This window comes from Streptomyces sp. NPDC053432, from assembly GCF_055585365.1.
The window spans coordinates 330,716-353,624 of sequence record NZ_JBVJKF010000006.1 but is presented as its reverse complement, the minus strand read 5'-3'; the positions used below and the strand labels follow the sequence as shown (position 1 = coordinate 353,624).

At 73.4% G+C, this 22,909-nt stretch carries 24 protein-coding genes; 12 read left to right on the top strand and 12 right to left on the bottom strand.

Annotated elements, in window-relative coordinates; all coding sequences use genetic code 11:
• Positions 1–24: 24 nt before the first annotated feature.
• The 3 genes from ACZ6Y1_RS13685 to ACZ6Y1_RS13675 are packed head-to-tail and all read left to right on the top strand — an operon-like array spanning position 25 to position 1,985.
• Entirely contained in the window at positions 25–939 is a 915-nt protein-coding gene (locus ACZ6Y1_RS13685) for a helix-turn-helix transcriptional regulator (RefSeq protein ID WP_469627407.1), read from the top strand.
• A 24-nt stretch (positions 940–963) separates the two neighbouring features.
• Positions 964–1,671, top strand: coding sequence for an AzlC family ABC transporter permease (locus ACZ6Y1_RS13680; protein WP_469627495.1), 708 nt, complete (start codon positions 964–966; stop codon positions 1,669–1,671).
• A gap of 5 nt (positions 1,672–1,676) precedes the next feature.
• Positions 1,677–1,985 (top strand): AzlD domain-containing protein, encoded by a 309-nt coding sequence (locus ACZ6Y1_RS13675; RefSeq protein WP_469627493.1) that lies wholly within the window; start codon positions 1,677–1,679, stop codon positions 1,983–1,985.
• Here ACZ6Y1_RS13675 and ACZ6Y1_RS13670 read toward each other — a convergent pair.
• Complete coding sequence (locus ACZ6Y1_RS13670) at positions 1,954–2,937, bottom strand: hypothetical protein (RefSeq protein ID WP_469627405.1); 984 nt, start codon at positions 2,935–2,937, stop codon at positions 1,954–1,956. The two genes, ACZ6Y1_RS13675 and ACZ6Y1_RS13670, sit on opposite strands and share 32 nt — an antisense overlap.
• 81 nt (positions 2,938–3,018) lie before the next feature.
• On the opposite strand from ACZ6Y1_RS13670, the gene ACZ6Y1_RS13665 reads away from it, so the two are divergent.
• On the top strand, positions 3,019–3,213 hold the full coding sequence (locus ACZ6Y1_RS13665) for a DUF3046 domain-containing protein (RefSeq protein WP_469627402.1): 195 nt from the start codon (positions 3,019–3,021) through the stop codon (positions 3,211–3,213).
• Positions 3,214–3,680: 467 nt separating this feature from the next.
• Entirely contained in the window at positions 3,681–4,769 is a 1,089-nt protein-coding gene (locus ACZ6Y1_RS13660) for an AI-2E family transporter (protein WP_469627490.1), read from the top strand.
• Here ACZ6Y1_RS13660 and ACZ6Y1_RS13655 read toward each other — a convergent pair.
• Together ACZ6Y1_RS13655 and ACZ6Y1_RS13650 are read right to left on the bottom strand one after the other, a co-directional pair.
• Positions 4,723–5,478: a Clp protease N-terminal domain-containing protein gene (locus ACZ6Y1_RS13655; RefSeq protein ID WP_469627399.1), complete on the bottom strand. Its 756-nt coding sequence runs from the start codon at positions 5,476–5,478 to the stop codon at positions 4,723–4,725. The genes ACZ6Y1_RS13660 and ACZ6Y1_RS13655 overlap by 47 nt on opposite strands.
• 68 nt (positions 5,479–5,546) lie before the next feature.
• Positions 5,547–6,323 (bottom strand): hypothetical protein, encoded by a 777-nt coding sequence (locus tag ACZ6Y1_RS13650; RefSeq protein WP_469627396.1) that lies wholly within the window; start codon positions 6,321–6,323, stop codon positions 5,547–5,549.
• A gap of 114 nt (positions 6,324–6,437) precedes the next feature.
• Between ACZ6Y1_RS13650 and ACZ6Y1_RS13645 the strand changes: the two genes are divergently transcribed.
• Positions 6,438–7,061 (top strand): class I SAM-dependent methyltransferase, encoded by a 624-nt coding sequence (locus ACZ6Y1_RS13645; protein ID WP_469627393.1) that lies wholly within the window; start codon positions 6,438–6,440, stop codon positions 7,059–7,061.
• Between the two features lie 25 nt (positions 7,062–7,086).
• Here the strand turns inward: ACZ6Y1_RS13645 and ACZ6Y1_RS13640 are convergent, their stop codons facing one another.
• On the bottom strand, positions 7,087–8,235 hold the full coding sequence (locus tag ACZ6Y1_RS13640) for a winged helix DNA-binding domain-containing protein (RefSeq protein ID WP_469627390.1): 1,149 nt from the start codon (positions 8,233–8,235) through the stop codon (positions 7,087–7,089).
• Positions 8,236–8,417: 182 nt separating this feature from the next.
• Between ACZ6Y1_RS13640 and recA the strand changes: the two genes are divergently transcribed.
• The 3 genes from recA to ACZ6Y1_RS13625 all read left to right on the top strand — a co-directional run bounded on the left by recA (position 8,418) and on the right by ACZ6Y1_RS13625 (position 12,758).
• Positions 8,418–9,536, top strand: coding sequence for a recombinase RecA (gene recA / locus ACZ6Y1_RS13635; RefSeq protein ID WP_469627387.1), 1,119 nt, complete (start codon positions 8,418–8,420; stop codon positions 9,534–9,536).
• Between the two features lie 3 nt (positions 9,537–9,539).
• Positions 9,540–10,115, top strand: coding sequence for a recombination regulator RecX (gene recX / locus ACZ6Y1_RS13630; RefSeq protein ID WP_469627384.1), 576 nt, complete (start codon positions 9,540–9,542; stop codon positions 10,113–10,115).
• 90 nt (positions 10,116–10,205) lie between these two features.
• Positions 10,206–12,758 carry an FtsX-like permease family protein gene (locus ACZ6Y1_RS13625; protein ID WP_469627381.1) on the top strand — a complete coding sequence of 851 codons (2,553 nt, stop codon included), beginning with the start codon at positions 10,206–10,208 and terminating at the stop codon, positions 12,756–12,758.
• 310 nt (positions 12,759–13,068) lie between these two features.
• Here the strand turns inward: ACZ6Y1_RS13625 and ACZ6Y1_RS13620 are convergent, their stop codons facing one another.
• The 8 genes from ACZ6Y1_RS13620 to ACZ6Y1_RS13585 all read right to left on the bottom strand — a co-directional run bounded on the left by ACZ6Y1_RS13620 (position 13,069) and on the right by ACZ6Y1_RS13585 (position 19,363).
• On the bottom strand, positions 13,069–13,458 hold the full coding sequence (locus tag ACZ6Y1_RS13620; protein ID WP_469627377.1) for a rhodanese-like domain-containing protein: 390 nt from the start codon (positions 13,456–13,458) through the stop codon (positions 13,069–13,071).
• Positions 13,455–14,006, bottom strand: a complete 552-nt coding sequence (locus ACZ6Y1_RS13615; RefSeq protein WP_469627374.1) for a cupin domain-containing protein — start codon at positions 14,004–14,006, stop codon at positions 13,455–13,457. The genes ACZ6Y1_RS13620 and ACZ6Y1_RS13615 overlap by 4 nt, the downstream gene beginning before the upstream one ends.
• An 80-nt stretch (positions 14,007–14,086) precedes the next feature.
• The gene (locus ACZ6Y1_RS13610; protein WP_311318651.1) at positions 14,087–14,173 is read right to left on the bottom strand and encodes a putative leader peptide; all 87 of its coding nucleotides are present in this window, start codon (positions 14,171–14,173) and stop codon (positions 14,087–14,089) included.
• A 32-nt stretch (positions 14,174–14,205) separates the two neighbouring features.
• Entirely contained in the window at positions 14,206–15,804 is a 1,599-nt protein-coding gene (locus ACZ6Y1_RS13605; RefSeq protein WP_469627371.1) for an FAD-dependent monooxygenase, read from the bottom strand.
• Positions 15,805–15,957: 153 nt separating this feature from the next.
• Complete coding sequence (locus tag ACZ6Y1_RS13600) at positions 15,958–16,851, bottom strand: amino acid ABC transporter permease (protein ID WP_469627368.1); 894 nt, start codon at positions 16,849–16,851, stop codon at positions 15,958–15,960.
• Entirely contained in the window at positions 16,848–17,522 is a 675-nt protein-coding gene (locus ACZ6Y1_RS13595; protein WP_469627364.1) for an amino acid ABC transporter permease, read from the bottom strand. The genes ACZ6Y1_RS13600 and ACZ6Y1_RS13595 overlap by 4 nt, the downstream gene beginning before the upstream one ends.
• An 83-nt stretch (positions 17,523–17,605) precedes the next feature.
• Positions 17,606–18,460 carry a glutamate ABC transporter substrate-binding protein gene (locus ACZ6Y1_RS13590; RefSeq protein ID WP_469627362.1) on the bottom strand — a complete coding sequence of 285 codons (855 nt, stop codon included), beginning with the start codon at positions 18,458–18,460 and terminating at the stop codon, positions 17,606–17,608.
• Between the two features lie 117 nt (positions 18,461–18,577).
• Complete coding sequence (locus ACZ6Y1_RS13585) at positions 18,578–19,363, bottom strand: amino acid ABC transporter ATP-binding protein (RefSeq protein ID WP_469627359.1); 786 nt, start codon at positions 19,361–19,363, stop codon at positions 18,578–18,580.
• Positions 19,364–19,636: 273 nt separating this feature from the next.
• On the opposite strand from ACZ6Y1_RS13585, the gene ACZ6Y1_RS13580 reads away from it, so the two are divergent.
• The 3 genes from ACZ6Y1_RS13580 to ACZ6Y1_RS13570 all read left to right on the top strand — a co-directional run bounded on the left by ACZ6Y1_RS13580 (position 19,637) and on the right by ACZ6Y1_RS13570 (position 22,873).
• Positions 19,637–20,353, top strand: a complete 717-nt coding sequence (locus ACZ6Y1_RS13580) for a response regulator transcription factor (RefSeq protein WP_469627356.1) — start codon at positions 19,637–19,639, stop codon at positions 20,351–20,353.
• Positions 20,354–20,365: 12 nt separating this feature from the next.
• The gene (locus ACZ6Y1_RS13575; RefSeq protein ID WP_469627353.1) at positions 20,366–21,778 is read left to right on the top strand and encodes a sensor histidine kinase; all 1,413 of its coding nucleotides are present in this window, start codon (positions 20,366–20,368) and stop codon (positions 21,776–21,778) included.
• Between the two features lie 117 nt (positions 21,779–21,895).
• A complete protein-coding gene (locus ACZ6Y1_RS13570) occupies positions 21,896–22,873 on the top strand; it encodes an ROK family protein (protein WP_469627487.1) in 978 nt (325 codons plus the stop codon).
• Positions 22,874–22,909 lie beyond the last annotated feature (36 nt).

Below are 22,909 nucleotides of genomic sequence, written 5' to 3'. Positions count from 1 at the left end.
CCGGGCGAGGCGCAGAATGGGGGGATGGGGACGGACGCGGACGAGGGACGCCGGGAGTGGGCCCGGCACTGGCAGTACCCGGAGCTGCCCGGCCTGGACCTGCTGCGCGCCCATTACGTACGCCACACCTTCCCGCGCCACGCCCACGACGGCTACGTCATCGCGGCCGTCACCAACGGCATCGAGGAGATCGGACTGCCCGGCCAGGTGCTGCGCGCCGGACCGGGCAGCGTGGTCCTCATCAACCCCGAGGTGGCGCACACCGCGCGCGCCGGAGTGCCCGAGGGCTGGGCGTACGCCACCCTCTACCCCTCCCGCGACCTGATCGCCGAGGTGGCCGCCGAGATCGGCACCCTGCGCGGCACGCCCGGCTTCACCGCCGACATGGTCGCCGACGCACAGGCCTCGCGGACCATCACCGAGGTCCACCGGGCCGCCGAGGCCGGCAACGCCCTGGCCGCCGACACGATGCTGCGGGGCGTGGTCGCCCGGATGCTGACCCGGCACGCGGCACCCCTGCCGGCCCGCACGGTCCGCGCCGCGGGCGGCGCCGACGCGGAGGCCGCCCGGGCGGTCCTGGAGGACCGCATGGCCGAGCCGCCCTCCCTGGAGCAGCTCGCGGCCCAACTGGGCACCAGCCCCTTCGCCCTCCTGCGGGCCTTCCGGGACCGCTACGGGATGCCGCCGCACACCTGGCTCACCGACGCCCGGGTCCGGCGGGCCCGCCTGCTCCTGGACGCGGGCACCCCGCCGGCGGAGGCGGCCGTGACGGTCGGCTTCACCGACCAGCCGCACCTGAACCGGCACTTCACCCGCATAGTGGGCGTCCCCCCGGGCGCCTACCGACGGGAGCGAGCCGGTCGGCCCCCGCCTTCGGCCACCCCCGGCTGCACACCGCGCGCAAGAACGTACAAGACCGCCCGACCGCGCCCCGCCTAGTTTCGGGGTGTGGGAGAGCAGATGATGATCGAAGAGCAGGACGTACGACGGACACCCGTGCCCGTCGCGCGGCCGCGGGCCGCCGTGGTCAGGGACGCGCTCGGGGTCGGAGTGGCCGTCGGGCTCTCCGGGTTCGCCTTCGGGGTGACCGCCGCCGGGGCCGGGATCAGCACCCTCCAGGCCTGCGTGCTCAGCCTGCTCGTCTTCACCGGCGCCTCCCAGTTCGCCCTGGTCGGCGCGCTGGCCGCGGGCGGCAACCCCTTCACCGCCGCCGCCGGGGCCTTCTTCCTCGGCACCCGGAACGCCTTCTACGGGCTCAGGCTGTCGCAGCTGCTCGCGCTGCCGCGCCCGGTACGGCCCCTCGCCGCGCACTGGGTGATCGACGAGACCGCCGCTGTCGCCCTCGCCCAGCCGGACCGCAGGTCGGCCCGGCTCGGCTTCGGCGTCACCGGCCTCGCCCTCTACGTGCTGTGGAACCTCACCACCCTGCTCGGCGCGCTCGGCGCCGAGGCCATCGGGGACACCGGCGCATGGGGGCTGGACGCCGCCGGGCCCGCCGTCTTCCTGGCCCTGCTCGCGCCGATGCTGAAGAGCTCCACCGAGCGGGCCGTCGCCGCCCTCGCGCTCGTCCTCGGACTCGGATTCCTGCCCGTGCTCCCCGCCGGGGTGCCCGTGCTGATCGCGGCCCTCGCCGCCCCCGTCGTGCTCTGGACGAAGGGACGCCGCTCGTGAACGGCATGAACGTGTGGATCGCCATCGGGATCACCGTCGTCGGCTGCTACGCCGTCAAGCTCGCCGGACTCCTCGTCCCCGCCGGAGCCCTGGAGCGGCCCCTGGTGCGCAAGCTCTCCGCGCTGCTGCCCGTCGCCCTGCTCGCCGCGCTCACCGCCCAGCAGACCTTCGCCACCGGGCACGAGCTCGTCCTCGACGCGCGGGCCGCCGGGCTCGCCGCCGCCGGACTCGCCCTGCTGTTGCGGGCACCGTTCCTGCTGGTGGTCGCCGCCGCCGTCGTCGTCACCGCGGGCGTCCGGGCGCTGGGCGGCTGACCGGCGCCGGCAGGCGCCCGTACGCCCGCAGCGTGAGCAGCGCCTCCAGCGTGGCGATCGGCCGCCGCTCCAGCGAGCTGCCCGGCGCCCAGGCCCTGCGGCGCACCGGCCAGCCTCCGTCCGGCTGCTGTTCGGCGGCCAGGAAGTCCAGCGAGCGGCGCACCTCCTCGTCGGTGAACCAGCCCCGCGCCAGGGACTCCGGCCGCCGGGCGTAGTCGTACGGGAACAGCCGCTCGCCCGGCGCGTAGCCGGGGGCGAGCGGGTACTCCTCGCACCGCCCCGGGTCCAGCACGGCCAGCCCCCGCTCGCGCACCAGCCGCCCGAGCCGGTCCGCGGCCGCCGCCGCGCGGGCCCGGTCGGGCGCGCCGTCCAGGAACGCCACCGCGCCCTGGAGCTCGTACGGATGCGTATGGCGCAGGCTCTCGACCCGGTCCCAGCAGAAGTCCGTGGCCCGGAAGAGCCACGCGTGCCAGACCCGGTTGCGGTGCAGCACCCCGACCACCGGGCCCGTGGTCAGCAGCTCGCCCGGCGGATCGTCGTGCACCGGGTGGTAGGGCGCCGCGGGGTAGCAGCGCGGCGCCGGGAAGGCCACCGGAAGCGCGCCCTCCGGGGTGGACACCCGGGTCAGGTGCCGGCAGAGCCGCTCGATGCGCTGTCCGGCGCACCGGCCCAGGCTGTCCAGCACGCGCAGCGCGTGCGCGGTGTGCAGGGGCTGGCTGAGCGGGCCGCGCAGATCCGGATCGAGCGCGTGGCCGTATCCGCCGTCGCCGTTCAGGTACGAGCCGAGGGCGGTGTCCACGGCGTCGGCGTCCCCGCCGAGGAAGTGGAACGCGAACCGCCGCTGCTCCAGGACCCGGGCCGTGAGCCAGATGAACTGCTCGGCGCGGGCCAGCGGAGTCGGTGAGGGCGGTGAGGTCGGGGAGGTCGGTGAGGGACCTTCGTCTCCGGGCATGCGTGCAACGTAGGACGCCGTGACGCGGAGCGGAGGGCCGAACGCGGCCGGTGCACTCTCCAGGGGCGGGATACTGGGGGCATGCGGTTGACGATTTTCTGGGAGCGGATGGCGGAGCACTTCGGCGAGGGCTACGCCGACTCCTTCGCGCGGGACCACGTCATGACGGAGCTCGGCGGCCGGACCGTCCACGAGGCGCTCGACGCGGGCTGGGAGACCAAGGACGTGTGGCGCGCCGTGTGCTCCGCGATGGACGTACCGGCCTCGCTGCGGTAGCGCTCCCGCCCGCGGGGTGGGTGCTCCGGCCCCCGGGCCGTACGGTGCGGGGGGCCCCGCGCCACAGGGGCAGGCGCCGGCCGTCGTACGCCGTGGGCCGGCGCCCCCGGCCAGTGGCCGGACGCGGGCGCCGGGCACCGCTTCGCGGTACCGGGCGCCGGTGGGACAGACTTGGCGGCGTGGCAGCCAGTGATGAGACGACGACCGATCCGACCGCCGATGCCCGGGACGCCCCGCCGCGCGAGCGGTCGACGGGTCCGGATCCCGATCCGACCGGGGCCGCCCCCGCCGCGGAGCCCCGCCGCCCCCGCGGCGACGGCCCGGCCGCCATCGGCCCGCAGCGCGGGCCCGGCGGGACCGGGGGACCTGGTGGTGCCGGGGACCCGGCCGGTGCCGAGCCGCAGGCTGCGCCCGCCGGGGCCGGGGCGCCGCCGACCGCTGCCGCGCCCGCCGGGGGCGACGCACGGATGCCGCGCTGGCTGCCCCGCGCGGTGGTCCTCGTACTGGCGCTCGTCGCCTGCTTCCAGCTCGGCAGCTGGGCCTTCCACCAGCTGATCGGGCTGCTCGTCAACATCCTGATCGCGTTCTTCCTCGCGCTCGCGATCGAACCCGCCGTCGCCCGGATGGCGTCCCGCGGCATGCGCCGCGGGTTCGCCACCTTCCTGGTGTTCCTCGGGGTGATCGTCGCGGCCGCCGGATTCCTCGCCCTGCTCGGCTCCATGCTGGCCGGGCAGATCGTCGAGATGGTCGAGGGCTTCCCCCGCTACCTCGACTCGGTGATCGACACGATCAACTCGACCTTCCGGACCGAGCTCTCCCGGCTGGAGATCCAGGAGAGCCTGCTGCGCTCCGACTGGCTGCGCAAGTACGTGCAGAACAGCGCGACCGGCGTGCTCGACGTGTCCGCCACCGTGCTCGGCGGACTCTTCAAGCTGCTGACGATCGGGCTCTTCTCCTTCTACTTCGCCGCCGACGGCCCGAGGCTGCGGCGCGCGCTGTGCTCCGTGCTGCCGCCCGCCAAGCAGTCCGAGGTGCTGCGGGCCTGGGAGATCGCCGTCGCCAAGACCGGCGGCTACCTCTACTCGCGCGGGCTGATGGCGCTGATCTCCGGCATTGCCCACTACATCGTGCTGGTGGTCCTCGGGGTGCCCTACGCGCCCGCGCTCGCGGTGTGGGTGGGGCTGGTCTCCCAGTTCATCCCCACCATCGGCACCTACCTGGCGGGCGCGCTGCCGATGCTGATCGCCTTCACCGTCAACCCCTGGTACGCGCTGTACGTCCTCGGGTTCGTGGTGATCTACCAGCAGTTCGAGAACTACGTGCTGCAGCCGAAGCTGACCTCGAGGACCGTCGACATCCACCCGGCCGTGGCCTTCGGATCGGTCATCGCGGGCACCGCCCTGCTGGGCGCGGTCGGGGCGCTCATCGCGATCCCGGCCGTCGCCACGCTGCAGGCCTTCCTCGGCGCGTACGTGAAGCGGTACGAGCTGACGGAGGGGGCGGCCGCCGCTACGGACCGTCCGCGCCGCCGAGTACGGATGCCAGGGCTTCGGTGACGGCCGTCTCGGCGTCGCCCTTGTCCAGGCCGAGGCCGCTGAGCGGGCCCTCGCCGTTCTCCTGCTCCAGCAGCGCGAGCAGGACGTGCTCGGTGCCGACGTAGGAGTGGCCCAGCCGCAGGGCCTCGCGGAAGGTGAGTTCCAGGGCCTTCTTCGCGGACGCGTCGAAGGGGATGAGGGCGGGAAGGTCCTCCTGGGCCGGAGGCAGTGCGGCCGTCGCGGCGGCGCGCACGTCCTCCTCCGCGACGCCCTGGGCGCGCAGGGCGAGGGCCGCGAGGCCCTCGGGCTCGGCGAGCAGGCCCAGGATCAGGTGCGCGGTGCCGATCTCGGGGCTGCCGGCGGCGCGGGCCTCGTTCTGCGCGGTCACGACGACGTTGCGGGCGCGGGGGGTGAAGCGGCCGAAGCCCGCGTTCGGGTCGAGGGCGGCGTCGCCCTCCTTGTCGGCCTTGGGGACGAAGCGCTTCTGGGCGGCCTGGCGGGTGACGCCCATGCTGCGGCCGATGTCGGTCCAGGACGCGCCGGAGCGGCGGGCCTGGTCCACGAAGTGGCCGATGAGGTGGTCGGCGACCTCCCCGAGCGCCTCAGCGGCCACGACGGCGTCGCTGAGCTGCTCCAGGGGGTCGGTGTGGACCTTGTTGATGGCCGCGATCAGATCGTCGAGGCGTACCGGATTGGTCATGCGAACGGGTTCCACCGAAGGGTTCGTCATGAGTGCAACCGTAGGTTGACAGTCGAAGGACTGTCAACCTCTGGTTGTCACTTGGGGGTGGGGTGCGGTTACGAGCCCGCCCCGCCCGCCTTCGAGAACTTCTCCCACTGGGCCGCGACCACTTCCTCCGGCACTCCGCCGAAGTCCTTCGTGTCGATGACGTCCGACCGGAAGGAAACGGTCACCGGCCCGGAGCGGATCACCGTCAGGTAGTCGTGGAGCGAGATGCCCCCGTCCTTCACGTCCTGCGTCACGATGCGGTAGGCGAGCGCCTCGTCGCCCAGCGCGGGAGCCCTGACCGGCTCCACCCGAAGGACCTTCGCCGTCGCGAGCCCGCGCTCCTCCGTGTACCCGCCCGCGCACCGGCGGCCCGCCTCGGCCAGGTCCTTCATCGCCGAGGCCGCGCCGCCGCCCTGGTACGAGCGCAGCAGGATCTCGGTCCCGACCGACTGCCATTCGCCGGGCACCGCGGTCCTGGCGTAGGCCTGGGCCGTGTGGCCCGCCCTGCCGAGCGCGGTCAGCGGCTGGCAGACCGCCGGCTGTGCGTCGTACAGCTCGCTCATCGGCTCGTCCAGGACCGGCTCCGAGGCCTGGTACCGGCCCGCCTTCTCGCCGGCGGTGAGCACCATGGCCTTCAGCCGCTCCGCGCCCGGGCCGCCGGACTCGCCCGGTCCTCCGGGCCCGCCGGCGGTCGCGGGCGCGCTCGTGGGCGCCGTCGTGACCTTGGCCTCCCCGTCCGCCCCGGTGCTGCCGCCGCATGCCACGGCCCCGGCCAGCACCGCCGCCGTGCCGAGCGCGACCGCCGCCCTTCGGCGCGTCCTCCCGCCCTCCATCACCCTGTTCACGTACTGCCGTCCCCCTCAAGAGCGATTCGGACCCACGATTGTGCGTGACGTATCGCGGCTGCGGGCATCCGGGTGCCCGCGGTGCCATGCTGAAACCGGACACGGAGGGCCGAGATGGGGTTCTACACGGACCGGATCCTGCCGCGGATCATCAACCTCGCGTGCGGGGCCAGGCAGGCGCGGCCGCTGCGGCGGCGGGTGTGCGCGGGCCTGCGGGGCGAGGTCGTCGAGATCGGATTCGGCTCGGGGCACAACGTCCCGTTCTATCCGCCGGAGGTGACGGGCGTGGCCGCCGTCGAACCCTCCGACCTCGGGTGGAAGCTGGCCGCGGGCCGGGTGAGGGCCTCGCGGATCCCGGTGCGGCGGGCCGGACTCGACGGGCAGTCACTTCCCTTCGAGGACGACACCTTCGACACCGCCCTGTGCACCTGGACCCTGTGCACCGTCCCCGACCCGGGAGCGGCCCTGCGGGAGTTGAGGCGCGTACTGAAGCCGGGAGGGACCCTGCACTTCGTCGAGCACGGCCTCGCCCCGGAGGGGGACCCGAAGGTGCGCCGCCGACAGCGCCGGCTCGAACCGCTCAACAAGCGGCTCCTCGGCGGATGTCACCTCACCCGGCCCACCGTCGACCTGCTGACCGCGGCGGGGTTCACCGTCACGGCGCTCGACGTCTTCTACGAGGAGGGCGCGCCGAAACCCCTGGGCGCGGCCTCCCTGGGAACCGCCCTCTCCCGATGACCGCCGGGCTTCCGGTGCCGGGCGCTCAGAGCATCCGCACCTCGGCCTCCGGGAGCTTGGCCCACCAGTGGTGGTAGCGGCCGTAGACCGCCGGCTCGCGGCCGCCGAGGAAGGCCGTCAGGGACCGGGCCTCCTCGGCCAGCCCCTCCCAGACGGCGGCCGGGAGGGGGCGGAACGCCGTGGCCTCGACGCCGCGGTCCGTCGCGCGCCACACGCCCGCGACGCGGCCGTCCACCAGCAGGGTGGGCAGCACGTCGCCGTTGCGCCGGATCACGAGCGGGCGGTACTCCGGGGGTATCACCCGGCTTCGGTCGGCGTAGGCCAGCAGGACGCTGTCCCACATGGCCATGAGCCGGGGCGGGGCGGGGGTCCCGGCGGGCGGCCGGGAGGCGCCCGGGAGGTCGTACAGCGTCACGCCGTCCGGCCCGCGGAGCTCCTCGACGGCACCGTCCAGCACCCGGAGCGCCTCCCGGACGGGCCCCCGCCCCACCATGGCGAACTGCGCCACGTCCGCGACGGAGGCGGGTCCGAACCCCGCCAGATACCGCAGGACCAGGGTCCGGAGGGCGTACGGGTCCACGGCCCGGCCCGCGGGAACCTCCGCCGGGCAGCCTTCGCCGGGTCCCGCCGCGACGAAGGACGGGCGGTGGCCGAATGACCACGGCGGGCCCGTCGGGGCGTGGTGCAGCGGCGCGTAGCCCTTCAGTCCCCACCAGGCCGCGTCCCGCCGCTCCGGGCCGACCCGCTCCCCGGTCCACGCCTGCATCTGCGCGGAGGTCCGCGGCCGCTCCGCGAAGGCCAGCAGGTCCGGGAGGAGCGCCTCGGCGTCGGCGGGGGTCAGCCCCGCGGCGGCGAAGCGGCCGCCGAGCCGGGAGGCGTACAGGGTGGGCCGCACCGCGGCGCGGAAGGCCGGGTAGTCCTCGGCGTGCACGGCGTGCAGCGTGATCCGCATCAGGGTCGCCTTGACCGCCGAGCGCCCGGAGAAGGCGGCGTCGAGCTCGGCGGGGGCGAACCCGGCGAGCCTGTTCCACAGGGCGACGTACGGCGAGGCGGGGTGCTGGGCCTGGAGGGCGACCACGCGCCGCAGGCCGTCGGGAACGGTCAGCGGCCGGCGTTCCAGCAGGAGCTGGCGGCTGAGGGTGGCCCGGTTGAGTTCGCGCTCACTGATGATCACAGGCCTGGATTCTGCCCCGCGGCGCCGTGCGCCGGTGCGGGCGTGACTCGCTTGACAGGGAAATCGAACATCCATTCTGATGGGTTGTCCACAGCCGAACCGGTCGTGGAGGCGCATTGTCAGTGGCAGGCATTAGCGTCAATGGCGTGAAGCGATCGACTCAAGCAAACCGGGTGGAACCCATGGCAGGCACCGACCGCGAGAAGGCTCTCGACGCCGCGCTCGCACAGATTGAACGGCAATTCGGCAAGGGTGCGGTCATGCGCCTCGGCGACAAGCCGAACGACCCCATCGAGGTCATCCCCACCGGGTCGACCGCGCTGGACATCGCGCTCGGCGTCGGCGGGCTGCCCCGCGGCCGCGTCATCGAGGTGTACGGCCCGGAGTCCTCCGGTAAGACGACCCTGACCCTGCACGCCGTGGCCAACGCGCAGAAGGCCGGCGGCACCGTCGCCTTCGTGGACGCCGAGCACGCGCTCGACCCGGAGTACGCGAAGGCCCTCGGCGTCGACACCGACAACCTCATCCTGTCGCAGCCGGACACCGGCGAGCAGGCGCTGGAGATCGTGGACATGCTCGTCCGCTCCGGCGCCCTCGACCTGATCGTCATCGACTCCGTGGCGGCCCTCGTGCCGCGCGCCGAGATCGAGGGTGAGATGGGTGACTCGCACGTGGGTCTCCAGGCCCGACTGATGAGCCAGGCGCTCCGGAAGATCACCGGTGCGCTCAACCAGTCCAAGACCACCGCGATCTTCATCAACCAGCTCCGCGAGAAGATCGGTGTGATGTTCGGCTCGCCCGAGACCACGACCGGTGGCCGCGCGCTGAAGTTCTACGCCTCGGTGCGCATTGACATCCGCCGCATCGAGACCCTGAAGGACGGCACGGAGGCGGTCGGTAACCGCACCCGCTGCAAGGTCGTCAAGAACAAGGTCGCGCCGCCCTTCAAGCAGGCCGAGTTCGACATCCTCTACGGCCAGGGCATCAGCCGCGAGGGCGGTCTGATCGACATGGGCGTGGAGCACGGCTTCATCCGCAAGGCCGGCGCCTGGTACACGTACGAGGGCGACCAGCTCGGCCAGGGCAAGGAGAACGCCCGCAACTTCCTCAAGGACAACCCGGACCTCGCCAACGAGATCGAGCGGAAGATCAAGGAGAAGCTGGGCGTCGGCGTGCGCAAGGACGCCGCGGACGGCGCGGGTGACGAGGCGGCCGCAGCGCCGGCCGACGCCTCGACGGCCGTGCCCGCACCGGCGACGAAGGCCAAGACGACGGCCAAGGCCGCCGCGTCCAAGAGCTGACCCGTGCAGGAGCAGGAAAGGGGCGGCGGGAGCCGGGGCGGCCGTGAGGGCCGCCAGGAGCTGCCGCCCCAGAGTCCCGAGGAGCAGGCGCGGGCCATCTGCCTGCGTCTGCTCACCGGGAGCGCGCGCACCAGGCGCCAGCTCGCGGACGCCCTGCACAAGCGGGGCATCCCCGAGGAGGTGTCGCAGGAGGTCCTCTCCCGGTACGAGGAGGTGGGCCTGATCGACGACGCCGCCTTCGCCGGGGCCTGGGTCGAGTCCCGGCACCGCGGCCGGGGACTGGCGCGCCGCGCGCTCGCCCAGGAGCTCCGCACCAAGGGGGTGCACGCCACCCTCGTCGAGGAGGCCCTGGAGCAGCTGGACTCCGACCAGGAGGAGGAAACCGCCCGGGAGCTCGTGGAGCGCAAGCTCCGCGCCACCCGGGGGCTGGACCGCGACAAGCGGATCCGGCGCCTCGCCGGGATGCTCGCCCGCAAGGGGTACCCGGAGGGCATGGCCCTGCGGGTGGTCCGCCGCGCCCTGGAGGCGGAAGGCCAGGACCCCGACGACGCCGACGGCCTCGGGTATCCGGGAGAGTGAGCCGGTGCGCCCGGGGTGGGGGTAGCCCCCGGGTGCGGACGCCGGAGTACACCAATGTCAGGAGGCGTGCCCGGCGCCAGAGTTGACCGCATGATGCTGCGTTACGCCCTCCAGACCATCAGGGACCGCAAAGCCGGATTCCTCGGCGCCTTCGTCGCGCTCCTCTGCGCGGCCGCCCTCGTCACCGCCTGCGGCACCCTCCTGGAAACGGGACTCCGCGGAAAGATCGGCACCGAGCGCTACGCGGCGACGCCGGTCCTCGTCTCCGCCGACCAGAACGTCCACGAGACCACGGTCAAGGAGAAGAAGGGCAAGACGAAGACGAAGCACAAGGCGAAGCCCGTCGCCGAGCGGGCCTGGCTCCCCGCCACCACCCTGGACACGGTCCGCGCCGTGCCCGGAGTCGGGCGGGCCGTGCCCGAGCTCACCTTCCAGGCCGTCCCGCTCGTCAAGACCGCCGGCGAGCCGAAGCCCTCGTACGGGCACGCCTGGACCTCGGCCGCGCTCACCCCCTTCACGCTCGTGGAGGGCCGCGCTCCCCAGGGCGGCGGCGAGGTCGTCGTCGACCGCGCGCTGGCCGCCCGGGCCGGACTGAAGGCCGGCTCGCAGCTGACCGTGCAGGCGACCGGAGAGCCGAAGACCTACCAGGTCAGCGGAATCGCGCAGAGCGCACACGGGGACCTGGTCCGGCAGAGCGCCCTCTTCTTCGGTGACACCGAGGCCCAGCGGCTCGCCGCCCGTGACGCCGGACGGATCAGCGCCGTCGGGATCCTGCCCGCCCCCGGTGTGAACACCGCCGAGCTGGCCGGACGGGTCGAGCAGGCCCTGCGGGGGACCGGTGCGCAGGTGAGCACCGGGGACGAGCGCGGCCCCGTGGAGTTCCTCGACGCCGCCGGAGCCCGCGTCAAGCTGGTCTCCATGGGCGGCGCGATGGGCGGCACCTCGCTCCTCGTCGCGATCCTCGTCGTCGTCGGCACCTTCGCCCTCTCCGTCCAGCAGCGCTACCGCGAACTCGCCCTCCTGCGGGCCATCGCCGCCACCCCCCGCCAGCTGCGGCGGCTGATCGGACGCGAGGCCCTGCTCGTCGGCCTGGCCGCGGGCATCGCCGGAGCCTTCGCCGGACTGCCGCTCGCCGCCTGGCTGCACGGCCGGTTCGTCGACAGCGGGGTCGTTCCCGCGTCGCTGGAGCGCACCGCCGGGATCTTCCCGATGTTCGCCGCCGTCGCGGCGAGCCTGCTCGGCGCCTGGGCCGCCGCACGCGTCACCGGACGGCGCATCGCCCGGATCCGCCCCGCCGAAGCACTCGCCGAAGCCGCCGTCGAGACCGCGCGGCCGCACCGGCTCCGCACCGCCTTCGGGCTGCTCCTGCTGGCCGGCGGCGCCGTGCTGGTCGTCGTGCTCGGCTCGTTGCGCACCGAGCCGGCCTCCACCCCGGTGACCTTCCTGGCCGTGGTGGTCCTGGCCGGGGCGGTCTCCCTGCTCGGGCCGCTGCTCGTACGAGGCGCCACGGCGCTGCTCGCCGGTCCGCTGCGGCTGGCCGGGGCGGGCGGCCACCTGGCGGGCGCGAACCTGCGCGGCAACGCCACCCGCATGGCGTCCGCCGTCACCCCGCTCGCCCTGCTGGTCGGCATGACCTGCACCGTGCTCTTCATCACCCCGACCCTCGGGGACGCGGCCCGGACGCAGGCCCGCGAGGGCATCCGCGCCGACTGGATGCTGGCGGCGCAGGGCCCGGGAGTCACCCCGGAGGCAGCCGAAACGATCCGCCGTACGCCCGGCGTCACGGCGGCCACCGAGATCGTCCACACCTCCGTCCGGGTGGGCCTGGCGAAGTACGCCGCCCAGGGCGTGACACCGGCGGGCCTGACCCGGACCTGGGACCCCGCGGTCACCGGCGGCAGCCTGGCCGGCTTCGGTGAGGGCGACGCGGCGGTGAGCGAACTCGCCGCCGACCAGCTCGGCCTGAAGCCGGGCAGCCCGCTGGAGCTGACGCTCGGCGACGGGACCCCGGTCACGCTGAAGGTCGCCGCCGTGTACGCGCGGGGATTGGGCTTCGGGGATCTGACGCTGCCGCACGGCCTGGTCGCCGCGCACGTCGACAACCCGCTCGCGAGCAATGTGCTGGTGGCGACGGAACCGGGGTCGGGCGCGGGGCGCGAGCGGCTCGCCGCGGCGGTGAAGGGGTTCCCGGGGGTGGCCGTGCTGTCCGCGGCGGACGCCGACGCGGCCCGGGCCGAGCGGCAGGACGCCGGGGCGGAGATCAACCTGCTGGCGATGGGGCTGGTGCTGGCCTTCACCGCGATCGCGGTGGTCAACACCCTCGCGATGTCCACCGCCGAGCGGGTGCGGGAGTTCGCGATGCTGAGGCTCGCGGGGGCGAAGCGGCGGCAGGTGCTGCGGATGCTGCGTGCGGAGGCCGTCTCCGTCCTGCTGATCGGGGCGGTGCTGGGGTCGGGGATCGCGCTGGCCGTGCTGACCGCGTTCAGCGTGGGCATGACGGGCGTGGCCGCGCCGGCGGTGCTGCCGGTGGCGTACGCGGTGGTGGTGGGGGTGGCGGGGCTACTGGCCCTCGCGGCCACTTCCCTCCCGGGGAGGGTGGCGCTCCGGGTCCGGCCGGTGGACGTGGCCACGGCCAAGGCGTAGCCCGCCCGGGGCCCGCGCCGCTGCCGGGAGCTCCGCCCCCGGACCCGCGGTCCTCAAACGCCGCACGGGCCGGTATGTGCCTCCGGCGGCGCCTCAAACGTCGGCGGGGCTGAAATTTCCAGCCCCGCCGGCGTTTGAGGCGCGGGGTCCGGGGCGGAGCCCCAGGATCTTTCAGCCCGTCCGGCGTCTGAGGTCCGGATCCGGGCAGCGCCCGGGGAACGGTGGAAGGGCGGGTGGGGGCCGGCTCCGCGCAGCGGCCCGAACCGCCGTCGGGCAGGCTCCGTCGGGCGCGCCCCGCCCGGAGGGGCCGTCAGGGAGGCGACACCGGCAGGCCCGCCGCACGCCAGGCCTGGAAGCCGCCCGCGAGGTCCGTCGCACGGCGCAGCCCCAGCGCGTGGAGCGAAACCGCCGCGAGGCTCGACGCGTAGCCCTCGTTGCAGATCACGATCACCTGGAGGTCGTGCCCCGTCGCCTCGGCCGCGCGATGGCTGCCCTGCGGGTCCAGCCGCCACTCCAGCTCGTTGCGCTCCACCACCAGCGCCCCGGGGATCAGCCCGTCCCGCTCGCGCAGCGCCTGGTAGCGGATGTCCACGAGGAGGGCGCCCGCGCGGGAGGCCTCGTACGCCTCCCGCGCGTCGACGCGGGTGTAGCCCGAGCGGACCCGCTCCAGCAGCTCGTCGATGCCGACCGGGGCGCTCACTGCCAGTCCCCCGGGCGCTCGACGTGCTCCAGGTGCAGCACCGGGCCGCTGCGGCTGTAGCGGCGGATCAGCGGGAGCGGCGGGTAGTACGCGTGCACAGAGATGGCGTGCTCGGTCGCGGACTCGTTCAGGACCTCGTGCACGTGGTGCTCCCCGAACGCCCGCCCGGCGCCCGCGCCCAGCCGCCGGCTGCGGTCCACGCCGGAGGCGAGGTGCAGGGACTGCCAGCCCTCCGAGGGGAGCCGCACGGACAGCGAGTGCTCGGTGAGCCGGCCCCGCGCGGTCGCGAACGCGCCCCGCGACTCGGCGTGGTCGTGCCAGCCGGTGCCGGTGCCGGGCGGCCAGCCGATCAGCCACGCCTCGCTGCCGCCCGGCCCGTCCAGCCGGATCCAGGTCCGGCCCTCGGGGTCGAGGGGGAGCGCGGCGACGGCGTCCGGGTCGGCCGCGGTGCGCAGCGCGAACGCGAGCAGCTCGGCGGCCGTGGGCCCCGCCGCGGGCGACGCGGCCGGGTCGACGGTGGTGGCAGGGGAGAACGCGGGTGCAGACATGGAGGTTGACCGTTCCTGGGTTCGCGGAAGTGCGCGGCGGCCGGCGGACGGCACGGGGCGCGCAGGGGCGTAAGGGCGAATCAGCAGGAAGGGCGACACACGCAGCCCGCATAGCGGAGCAGGTCCATATGGACCCTCCGCCACAGGCGTACGTCGTTGCCGGTCATTCCGCGAGTGAACCACGCGGTCCCGGAAACGGTCAATCGATCACGGATGTCGGTGTCGTGGCGGGAGCCGGCGCCGGTGGGGACGCGGGCCGCGCCGCGGGCGCGCCCGCCCGGACCGCGTCCGCCGCCTCGTACAGCTCCGCCGGGCGGACCCCCGCGAAGGTCGCGGCCAGGTGCCCGTCCGGACGTACGAGGAGCACGGTGTGCGCCGGAGCCCCCGGGTAGCCGTCCGCGACCACCAGATCGGTACGGACCGGCAGGGCGCTCACCGCCGCGGCGAGCCGGGGCATCAGCCCGGCCCCCAGCCAGTGGCGGCGGTCCCAGACCCCGGTGCCGGGAGCGACCAGCACCACCAGCAGCCTGCCCTGCCCCAGCAGGTCGCGCAGCGGCACCGTCGAGCCGTCGGGCGCGGTCACCGGGACGTCGGCCACCTGGCCCCCCGGCTCCGTGGCCGTCGGGACCTCCCGGACGGCCATCGGCGGGGCGTACGTCGGCTCCGCGCCCAGCGGCCCCCGCCCCAGGTGGCCGTCGGTGAGCAGGGTTTCCGCGGAACGCGCGGCCCCGGGCAGGTAGGTGCGCAGCGCGCCGCCCGCCCGCAGTGTGGGCATCGCCTGGTCGGCGGCGCGCAGCCGGGCCGCGACCGCCGTGCGCCGCTCGCCCTCGTAGCTGTCGAGGAGTTCCTCGGAGGCGCCCTGGTGCCAGGCCAGTGACAGCTTCCAGGCCAGGTTCTCCGCGTCCCGCAGCCCCTCCTCGACGCCCTGGGTGCCGAGCGCGCCCAGCAGGTGCGCGGCGTCCCCGGCGAGGAAGGCGCGGCCGTCGCGCCAGCGCCGGGCGAGGCGGTGGTGCAGGGTGTGGACGCCCGTGTCGAGGAGGTCGTACGGGGGAGTGGTGCCCCCGCACCACACCGCGAGGGTGTCCCGGATCAGGGTCACCAGGGCGTCGGGGGTGACGAGGTCGCCGCGGGCCGGGAGCAGCCAGTCCAGCCGCCACACCCCGTCGGCCAGTGGACGCGAGGTGACCTCGGCGGGGCCGGAGGGCGGATTGCGGTGCAGCAAGGCCTCGCCGGGCCAGGGCAGTTCGGTGCGCAGCGCGGCCACGGCGTGCCGTTCCACGGCGGTGCGGCCGGGGAAGCGGATGCCGAGCAGTTTGCGGACGGTGGAGCGGGCGCCGTCGCAGCCGACCAGGTAACTCCCGCGCCACCACGTGGTCTCGGCGCCCCGGGTGTGGGCGGTGATCCCGCGCTCGTCCTGTTCCAGCGAGTCCAGTTTGCTGTCGGTGACCAGTTGGACGAGGGGGTGCGCGGCGGCGCGGTCGCGCAGTCCGCGCGTGAGGGCGTGCTGCGGGACGTGCAGCGGCGCCGGGTGCTCCTCGAAGGTGATCCGCTGGGCGGGCCGGCCGCGGCGCACGGTGCGCCAGGCGGCGTAGTACGCCCCTTCGTCGCGCAGCGTCGTGCAGCCCAGCCGGTGCGCCATCGCGGCGGTGTCGGCGTGCAGGACGACCGTGCGGGCGGGGCGGATCTCCTCCTTGCCGGGGCCTTCGTCGAGCACGACGGAGGGCACGCCCTGGCCGGCCAGGGCGAGGGCCAGTGACAGCCCGACGGGGCCCGCGCCGACGACGATCACCGGGTCCATGATGTGGCTCCCGGTGTCCGGTATGTGATCACAGAACGTATGCAACCCACTGGAGGTGCCTGCGTCAAGTGACACAGGTCGGGACAACGCCGTGTGGTGCGGCGGATGACTCCCGCCGCACCACACATGTCACGCCAGTGTACTGACCGGGCGTCAGGGAGCCTTGCCCACGCCCGCCGCGCCGCCCGCGTCGACCTCGGCCACGTCGGCCTCGACCACGGCGCCCGTGCCCTTCTTCGACTGCCGCAGCCGCTTCTCGAGCCACGAGGCCAGGGTGGTGAGGGTGAAGTTCACCGCGATGTAGATCAGGGCGATCACGACCATGGTCGCGATGGTGTTGCTGTAGTTCGCCGAGATCTGCCGGTTCATCGACATCAGGTCGGCGAAGCCGAGGAAGGCACCGCCGAGCGCGGTGTCCTTGAGGATCACCACGAGCTGGCTGACCAGGGCGGGCAGCATCGCCGTGACGGCCTGCGGGACCAGGACGTACGTCATGATCTGGCCCTTGCGCATGCCGATCGCCTTGGCCGCGTCGGTCTGGCCGCGGGGCAGCGACAGGATGCCGGCCCGGACGATCTCGGCGATGACCGCGGCGTTGTACAGGACCAGGCCGGTGACCACCGCGTACAGGGGCCGCAGATCGGAGCTGACGGTGCCGAGCATGACGTACAGCGCGGAGCTGAAGATCATCAGGATCAGGACCGGGATGGCGCGGAAGAACTCCACGACCGTGCCGACCGGGACGCGGACCCACGCGTGGTCCGAGAGCCGGGCGATGCCGAGGAGCGCGCCGAGCGGCAGCGCGATCACCATGGCGATCAGGCCGGCCTTGAGGGTCTCACCGAGGCCGGGCAGCAGGAACGTGGTCCAGATCTCGCTGTCGGTGACGAACGGGCTCCACTTGTCGGCCGCGAGCTGGCCCTTCTCGGCCATCAGGCTCAGGGCCCACCACAGGACCAGCCCGATGATCACCACGAAGGCGGCGGTGTAGATCCAGTTGCGGACCTTGGCCCTGGGGCCGGGGGTGTCGTACAGAACGGAGGTCATCGCTTCACCGCCACTCGCTTGGCCACCCAGCCCAGCAGGAGGCCGGTGGGCAGGGTCAGCACGACGAAGCCGAAGGCGAAGACAGCGAAGACCGCGAAGATCGCGTCCGCCTCGTTCTCCAGCATTTCCTTCATCAGCAGGGCCGCCTCGGCCACGCCGATGGTCGCCGCCACCGTGGTGTTCTTGGTGAGGGCGATCAGTACGTTGGCGAGCGGTCCGACGACCGCCCGGAACGCCTGGGGGAGCACGATCAGCGTAAGGACCTGGAAGAAGCTCAGCCCCAGCGCGCGGGCGGCCTCGGCCTGGCCCACGGGCACGGTGTTGATGCCCGAGCGCAGCGCCTCGCAGACGAACGTGCCGGTGTAGGCGATCAGGCCCAGGATCGCGAGGCGGAAGCCGGTCTCCTTGAAGGTGTCGCCGCCGAGATTGATGCCCAGGGTCTGGCTCAGGCCCAGTGAGCAGCCGAGGACCAGCAGGGTCAGTGGCGTGTTGCGCACGGTGTTGACGTACGCGGTGCCGAAGGCCCGCATCAGCGGGACCGGACTGACCCGCATCCCGGCCAGCATCACCCCCCAGATAAGGGACCCGACGGCCGAGTAGAGGGTGAGCTGAACCGTCACCCAGAAGGCTCCGAGCACGTCGTACTGCCCGGACTCAAGAAAATCGAACACGATGCCCTGCGCTCTCCCCAGGATGGCCGGTGAGGGGCGCCGCCGCCCGTGACAGGCGGGCGGCGACGCCCCTCACCGATGAATCAGCTGCCTTCGGTGATCTGCGGGGCGGGCTCGGCCTTGTAGCCGGCCGGGCCGAGGTTCGCGTCCACGGCCTTCTGCCAGGCGCCGTCCGCGACCATCTTCTTGAGGGCGGCGTTGACCTTGGTCTGGAGCTCGGTGTCGCCCTTCTTCAGGCCGATGCCGTAGGGCTCGTTGCTGAGCTTCAGGCCGACGAGCTTGAACTTGCCCTTGTTCTTCTCCTGCGCGGCGTAGCCGGCCAGGATCGAGTCGTCGGTGGTCAGCGCGTCCACGGACTTGTTCTCCAGGCCGGTCAGGCACTCGGAGTAACCGGGGAGCTGCTGCAGGTCGGCCTCGGGGGCCAGCTTGGTCTTGACGTTCTGCGCCGAGGTGGAGCCGGTGACCGAGCAGAGCTTCTTCTTGTTGAGGTCCTCGGCCTTGGTGATCGAGGTGTCGTCGGCGCGGACCAGCAGGTCCTGGTGGGCCAGGAAGTACGGGCCGGCGAAGTCGACCGACGCCTTGCGCTTGTCGTTGATCGTGTAGGTCCCGACGACCAGCTTCACGTCGCCGTTCTTGATCAGGTTCTCGCGCTCGGCGCTGACGGCCTGCTTGAACTCGATCTGGTCGGGCTCGTAGCCGAGCTCCTTGGCCACGTACCTCGCCACGTCGACGTCGAAGCCGGTGAACTTGCCGTCCGGGGTCTTGAGGCCCATGCCCGGCTGGTCGTACTTGATGCCGATGACGATCTTGTCCTTCTTGGCGCCACCGGACGCCCCGCCGTCACTGGCGGCCTTGTCGCTGCCGCCGCCGCAGGCGGTCGCGGTCAGGGCGAGAGCGACGGCTGCGGCCGCGGCCGCAACGGCCTTGGAAATCTTCATGTGAACTTCCCTCGGATGAGACGTTGTTGAACGACGAGCGACGCGAACGGCGCATGACGGCCGGTCAGGATCTGTTCCGGCAGGGATCCGCCTAGGGATGCCTACCAGAGAAGACCCTCAGTGGTGCAGGATCTTGGACAGGAAGTCCTTGGCCCGGTCGCTGCGGGGGTTGCTGAAGAACTGCTCGGGCGCGGCCTCTTCGACGATCTTTCCGTCCGCCATGAAGACGACGCGGTTGGCCGCAGAGCGGGCGAAGCCCATCTCGTGCGTGACGACGACCATCGTCATCCCCTCCCGGGCGAGCTGCTGCATGGCCTCCAGCACCTCGTTGATCATTTCCGGGTCGAGCGCCGAGGTCGGCTCGTCGAACAGCATCACCTTCGGCTCCATGGCGAGCGCGCGGGCGATCGCCACGCGCTGCTGCTGGCCACCCGAAAGCTGCGCCGGGAACTTGTCGGCCTGCGAGCCGACACCCACGCGGTCCAGCAGCTCACGGGCCTTCTTCTCGGCCTCGGGCGCCTTGGTCTTGCGCACCTTCATTTGACCGAGCATCACGTTCTGCAGCACCGTCTTGTGCGCGAACAGGTTGAACGACTGGAAGACCATGCCGACGTCGGCACGCAGCCTGGCCAGCTCCTTGCCCTCCGACGGAAGTTCCTTGCCGTCCAGGGTGATGGTGCCGGAGTCGATCGTCTCCAGGCGGTTGATGGTCCGGCACAGCGTGGACTTGCCCGATCCCGAAGGACCGATCACCACGACGACCTCACCGCGGGCAATGCTCAGATCGATGTCCTGAAGCACGTGCAGCGCGCCGAAGTGCTTGTTGACGTTGCTCAGTACGACCAGGTCGTCCGCGGCGCCGGCCGCGTCCTGCACGTCCTTGGCCACTGATACTCCGCTCATCGGCTTCTTGCTCCGTCCTCCTCGGTTGGCAGGACAGTAGTGACGTCTTGAGCACACCGTCATCACATCTGAGGGAGAATTGAGCATAACGATCCGGCCTCGCACGGATACGCTCCGTGTGCCGCACCGGCGTGGCCCGTGATGGGCTCGTACCGGGTGGATAACGGAAGGCGCGCCGGAGCGGAACCCCCTTGACGCGGGCCTCCGCGTCCGCATGGGATGCAGGGTGGCCCTCACGGAACGTGAAGATCGAGAGAAGGAGAGGGGGACGCCATGAGACTGCTGCTCGTCGAGGACGACGACCACGTCGCCGCCGCCCTGTCCGCGATCCTCGCCCGGCACGGCTTCAAGGTCACCCATGCCCGCAACGGCGAGGAGGCCCTGCAGGCGCTGCTGCCCGCCGGTGCCCCGCCCTTCGGCGTCGTCCTGCTCGACCTCGGCCTGCCCGACCAGGACGGCTACGAGGTCTGCGGCAAGATCCGCAAGCGCACCTCGACGCCCGTCATCATGGTCACCGCGCGCGCCGACGTGCGCTCCCGCATCCACGGCCTCAACATGGGCGCCGACGACTACGTGGTCAAGCCGTACGACACCGGCGAACTCCTCGCCCGCATCCACGCCGTCGCCCGGCGCACCGGCACCGGCGCCGCCGAGGAGACCGCCGCCACCGGCGGCGCCCCCGGGGTCGTCCGCCTCGGTCCCGTCACCATCGAACTGCCCACCCGCCGGGTCAGCGTGGACGGCGCCGACGTGCCGCTCACCCGGAAGGAGTTCGACCTCCTGGCCCTGCTCGCCCAGCGGCCCGGGGTCGTCTTCCGCCGCGAGCAGATCATCAGCGAGGTGTGGCGCACCAGCTGGGAGGGGACCGGGCGCACCCTGGAGGTCCACGTGGCCTCGCTGCGCTCGAAGCTGCGCATGCCCGCACTCATCGAGACGGTCCGCGGGGTGGGCTACCGGCTCGTCACGCCGGCCGCCCCCGCCACCCCCTAGCGGTAACCCTCCGTGCGCGCCCGACTGCTTCCCCTGCTCGTCGTCCTCATGGCGGGCGTCCTGCTCGCGCTCGGCCTCCCGCTGGCCGTGAGCCTGGCCGCCGCTCAGCAGCAGCGGGTGGTCGTCGACCGCATCGACGACAGCGCCCGCTTCGCGGCCCTCGCCCAGTTCGTCATCGACGCCGAGGGCTCCGGAGCCACCGGCGCCGACGAGCGCCGCGATACCCTCCAGCTCGAACTCGCCCGCTACCAGGAGCTCTACGGCATCCGCGTCGGCATCTTCTACCGCGACGACAACGCCATGGTCCGGGCGCCCGGCTGGTGGCAGCTCCCCGAGACCGGCGAGGGCCGCGTCGCCTTCGAGGAGGCGCTCGCGGGACGGCGCAGCCACGACCCCCGCCAGGTCTGGCCCTGGCAGACCCACGGGAAGCTGCTCGTCGCCTCCCCGGTCGTCCTCGACGGGGACGTGGTCGCCGTCGTCGCCACCGAATCACCCACCGACCAGATGCGCGACAGGATCCTGAAGGGCTGGCTGCTCATCGCGGCCGGCCTCGCCGCGGCCATGCTGGTCGCCTTCGGCGCCGCGCTCAGGCTCACCAGCTGGGTGCTCAAGCCCGTACGGACCCTGGACGCGGCGGCCCACGGCATCGCCACCGGACGGATGCAGTCCAGGGTGGCCGCCGCCGGCGGCCCGCCGGAACTCCAGCGGCTGGCCAGATCGTTCAACGAGATGGCCGACAACGTCGAAGAGGTGCTGGAGCAGCAGCGGGCGTTCGTCGCCGACGCCTCCCACCAGCTGCGCAACCCGCTCGCGGCGCTGCTCCTGCGGATCGAGCTGCTCGCCCTCGAACTGCCCGAGGGGAACGAGGAGATCGCCTCCGTACGCGCCGAGGGCAAGCGGCTCACCCGGGTCCTCGACGACCTGCTCGACCTGGCGCTGGCCGAGCACGCCTCCGCCGAGATCAGCCTCACCGACATCGGCGCGCTCACGGCCGAACGGGTGACGGCGTGGCGCCCGTACGCCGAGGAGAAGGGCGTCCGCCTCACCGGAACGGGCCGCAGCGCCATCACCGGCTGGGCGGATCCCGTCGCCCTGTCCAGCGCCCTGGACGCCGTCATCGACAACGCCCTGAAGTTCACGCCCGCGGACGAGGAGGTCGAGGTGTCGGTCTCCGCGGCAGGGAGCTTCGTCCGGGTGGTCGTCGCCGACCGGGGTCCCGGCCTCACCGAGGAGGAGCTGCTCCGCGTGGGCGACCGGTTCTGGCGAAGCGGCCGCCACCAGAACGTGAAGGGCTCCGGGCTCGGCCTCTCCATCTCCCGCGCCCTGCTCGCCGCGGGCGGCGGCACCCTGGCGTACGAGACGAACCCGCCCCACGGGCTGCGGGTGACGGTCAGCGTCCCGCGCACCGAACCGCACGGCGGCTGAGCGGGCAGCGGGTAGCGGGCCGGTACGCCGGACCGGGGCCGGGGCCGAGCGGGAGTACGGCGCCGCCGCCCGGCGCATACTGAAGCCTGACCCCTTCCTGGAGCCGCCACCGTGATCATCCCCACCGCCCCGTTCCCCGCCCCGCGAGCCGCGGCGGCCGCCGGACCGACGGTGGCCATCGACATCGGCGGCACGAAGATCGCGGGTGCGTTCGTGCACCCCGACGGCACCATGACGGCCACCACCCGCCGCCCGACCCCGCGCGGGACCGACGCGGAAGGGGTCATGGCGGCGGTGACCGAGGTCGTCGCGGAGCTCTCCGCATCGCCGCTGTGGCCCACGGCGGTCCGCTGCGGGATCGGCAGCGCCGGCCCCGTGGACGCCTCGCGGGGCACGGTCAGCCCGGTCAACATCAGCGCGTGGCGGGAGTTCCCCGTCCAGGCCCGGATCGAGGCGGAACTCGGGGCGCGCGGGGCCGCGCTGCCGACGGTGCTGGCCGGGGACGGCGTGGCGATGACCGCCGCCGAGCACTGGCTGGGCGCGGCCCAGGGGCACGCGAACGCGCTGTGCATGGTCGTCTCCACGGGAGTGGGCGGCGGCCTCGTCCTGAACAACCAGCTTCACCCCGGCCCCACGGGCAACGCGGGCCACATCGGTCACATCAGCGTGGCCTTCGACGGAGAGCCGTGCGCGTGCGGCGGTCACGGCTGCGTGGAGTCCATCGCCTCCGGCACGGCGATCGCCCGGTGGGCGCTGGCGCAGGGCTGGACTCCGGGGGAGGACGCGTCCGCGGCGGGAGTGGCCGTCGCGGCACAGGCCGGGGACCCGGTCGCGCTGGCGGCCTTCGACCGCGCGGGCCGCGCCCTGGCCGCCGCCATCGCGGCCACGGCCACCCTCGTCGAGACGGACATCGCGGTGGTCGGGGGCGGGGTCGCCGCCAGCGGGGACACCCTCTTCGAGCCGATCCGCCGGCACCTGGCCTCGTACGCGACGCTGTCCTTCGCCCAGGACCTCGAGGTGGTGCCGGCCGCCCTCGGGACGCACGCGGGCCTGATCGGCGCGGCCGCGGCGGCGACGATGCTGCTGCCGTCCTGACCCCGGCTCGTCGTGCCGTGACCGGCAAGGTTCACC

What these genes read in the sequence shown, in the direction of transcription:
- ACZ6Y1_RS13585 (WP_469627359.1), bottom strand. Translation starts at nt 19,363, where the DNA reads ATGAGCGGAGTATCAGTGGCCAAGGACGTGCAGGACGCGGCCGGCGCC.
- ACZ6Y1_RS13615 (WP_469627374.1), bottom strand. Translation starts at nt 14,006, where the DNA reads ATGTCTGCACCCGCGTTCTCCCCTGCCACCACCGTCGACCCGGCCGCG.
- ACZ6Y1_RS13670 (WP_469627405.1), bottom strand. Translation starts at nt 2,937, where the DNA reads ATGCCCGGAGACGAAGGTCCCTCACCGACCTCCCCGACCTCACCGCCC.
- ACZ6Y1_RS13655 (WP_469627399.1), bottom strand. Translation starts at nt 5,478, where the DNA reads ATGACGAACCCTTCGGTGGAACCCGTTCGCATGACCAATCCGGTACGC.
- ACZ6Y1_RS13580 (WP_469627356.1), top strand. Translation starts at nt 19,637, where the DNA reads ATGAGACTGCTGCTCGTCGAGGACGACGACCACGTCGCCGCCGCCCTG.
- ACZ6Y1_RS13665 (WP_469627402.1), top strand. Translation starts at nt 3,019, where the DNA reads ATGCGGTTGACGATTTTCTGGGAGCGGATGGCGGAGCACTTCGGCGAG.
- ACZ6Y1_RS13605 (WP_469627371.1), bottom strand. Translation starts at nt 15,804, where the DNA reads ATGGACCCGGTGATCGTCGTCGGCGCGGGCCCCGTCGGGCTGTCACTG.
- ACZ6Y1_RS13625 (WP_469627381.1), top strand. Translation starts at nt 10,206, where the DNA reads ATGATGCTGCGTTACGCCCTCCAGACCATCAGGGACCGCAAAGCCGGA.
- ACZ6Y1_RS13645 (WP_469627393.1), top strand. Translation starts at nt 6,438, where the DNA reads ATGGGGTTCTACACGGACCGGATCCTGCCGCGGATCATCAACCTCGCG.
- ACZ6Y1_RS13680 (WP_469627495.1), top strand. Translation starts at nt 964, where the DNA reads ATGATCGAAGAGCAGGACGTACGACGGACACCCGTGCCCGTCGCGCGG.
- ACZ6Y1_RS13610 (WP_311318651.1), bottom strand. Translation starts at nt 14,173, where the DNA reads ATGACCGGCAACGACGTACGCCTGTGGCGGAGGGTCCATATGGACCTG.
- ACZ6Y1_RS13590 (WP_469627362.1), bottom strand. Translation starts at nt 18,460, where the DNA reads ATGAAGATTTCCAAGGCCGTTGCGGCCGCGGCCGCAGCCGTCGCTCTC.
- ACZ6Y1_RS13675 (WP_469627493.1), top strand. Translation starts at nt 1,677, where the DNA reads ATGAACGTGTGGATCGCCATCGGGATCACCGTCGTCGGCTGCTACGCC.
- ACZ6Y1_RS13660 (WP_469627490.1), top strand. Translation starts at nt 3,681, where the DNA reads ATGCCGCGCTGGCTGCCCCGCGCGGTGGTCCTCGTACTGGCGCTCGTC.
- ACZ6Y1_RS13600 (WP_469627368.1), bottom strand. Translation starts at nt 16,851, where the DNA reads ATGACCTCCGTTCTGTACGACACCCCCGGCCCCAGGGCCAAGGTCCGC.
- recA (WP_469627387.1), top strand. Translation starts at nt 8,418, where the DNA reads ATGGCAGGCACCGACCGCGAGAAGGCTCTCGACGCCGCGCTCGCACAG.
- ACZ6Y1_RS13685 (WP_469627407.1), top strand. Translation starts at nt 25, where the DNA reads ATGGGGACGGACGCGGACGAGGGACGCCGGGAGTGGGCCCGGCACTGG.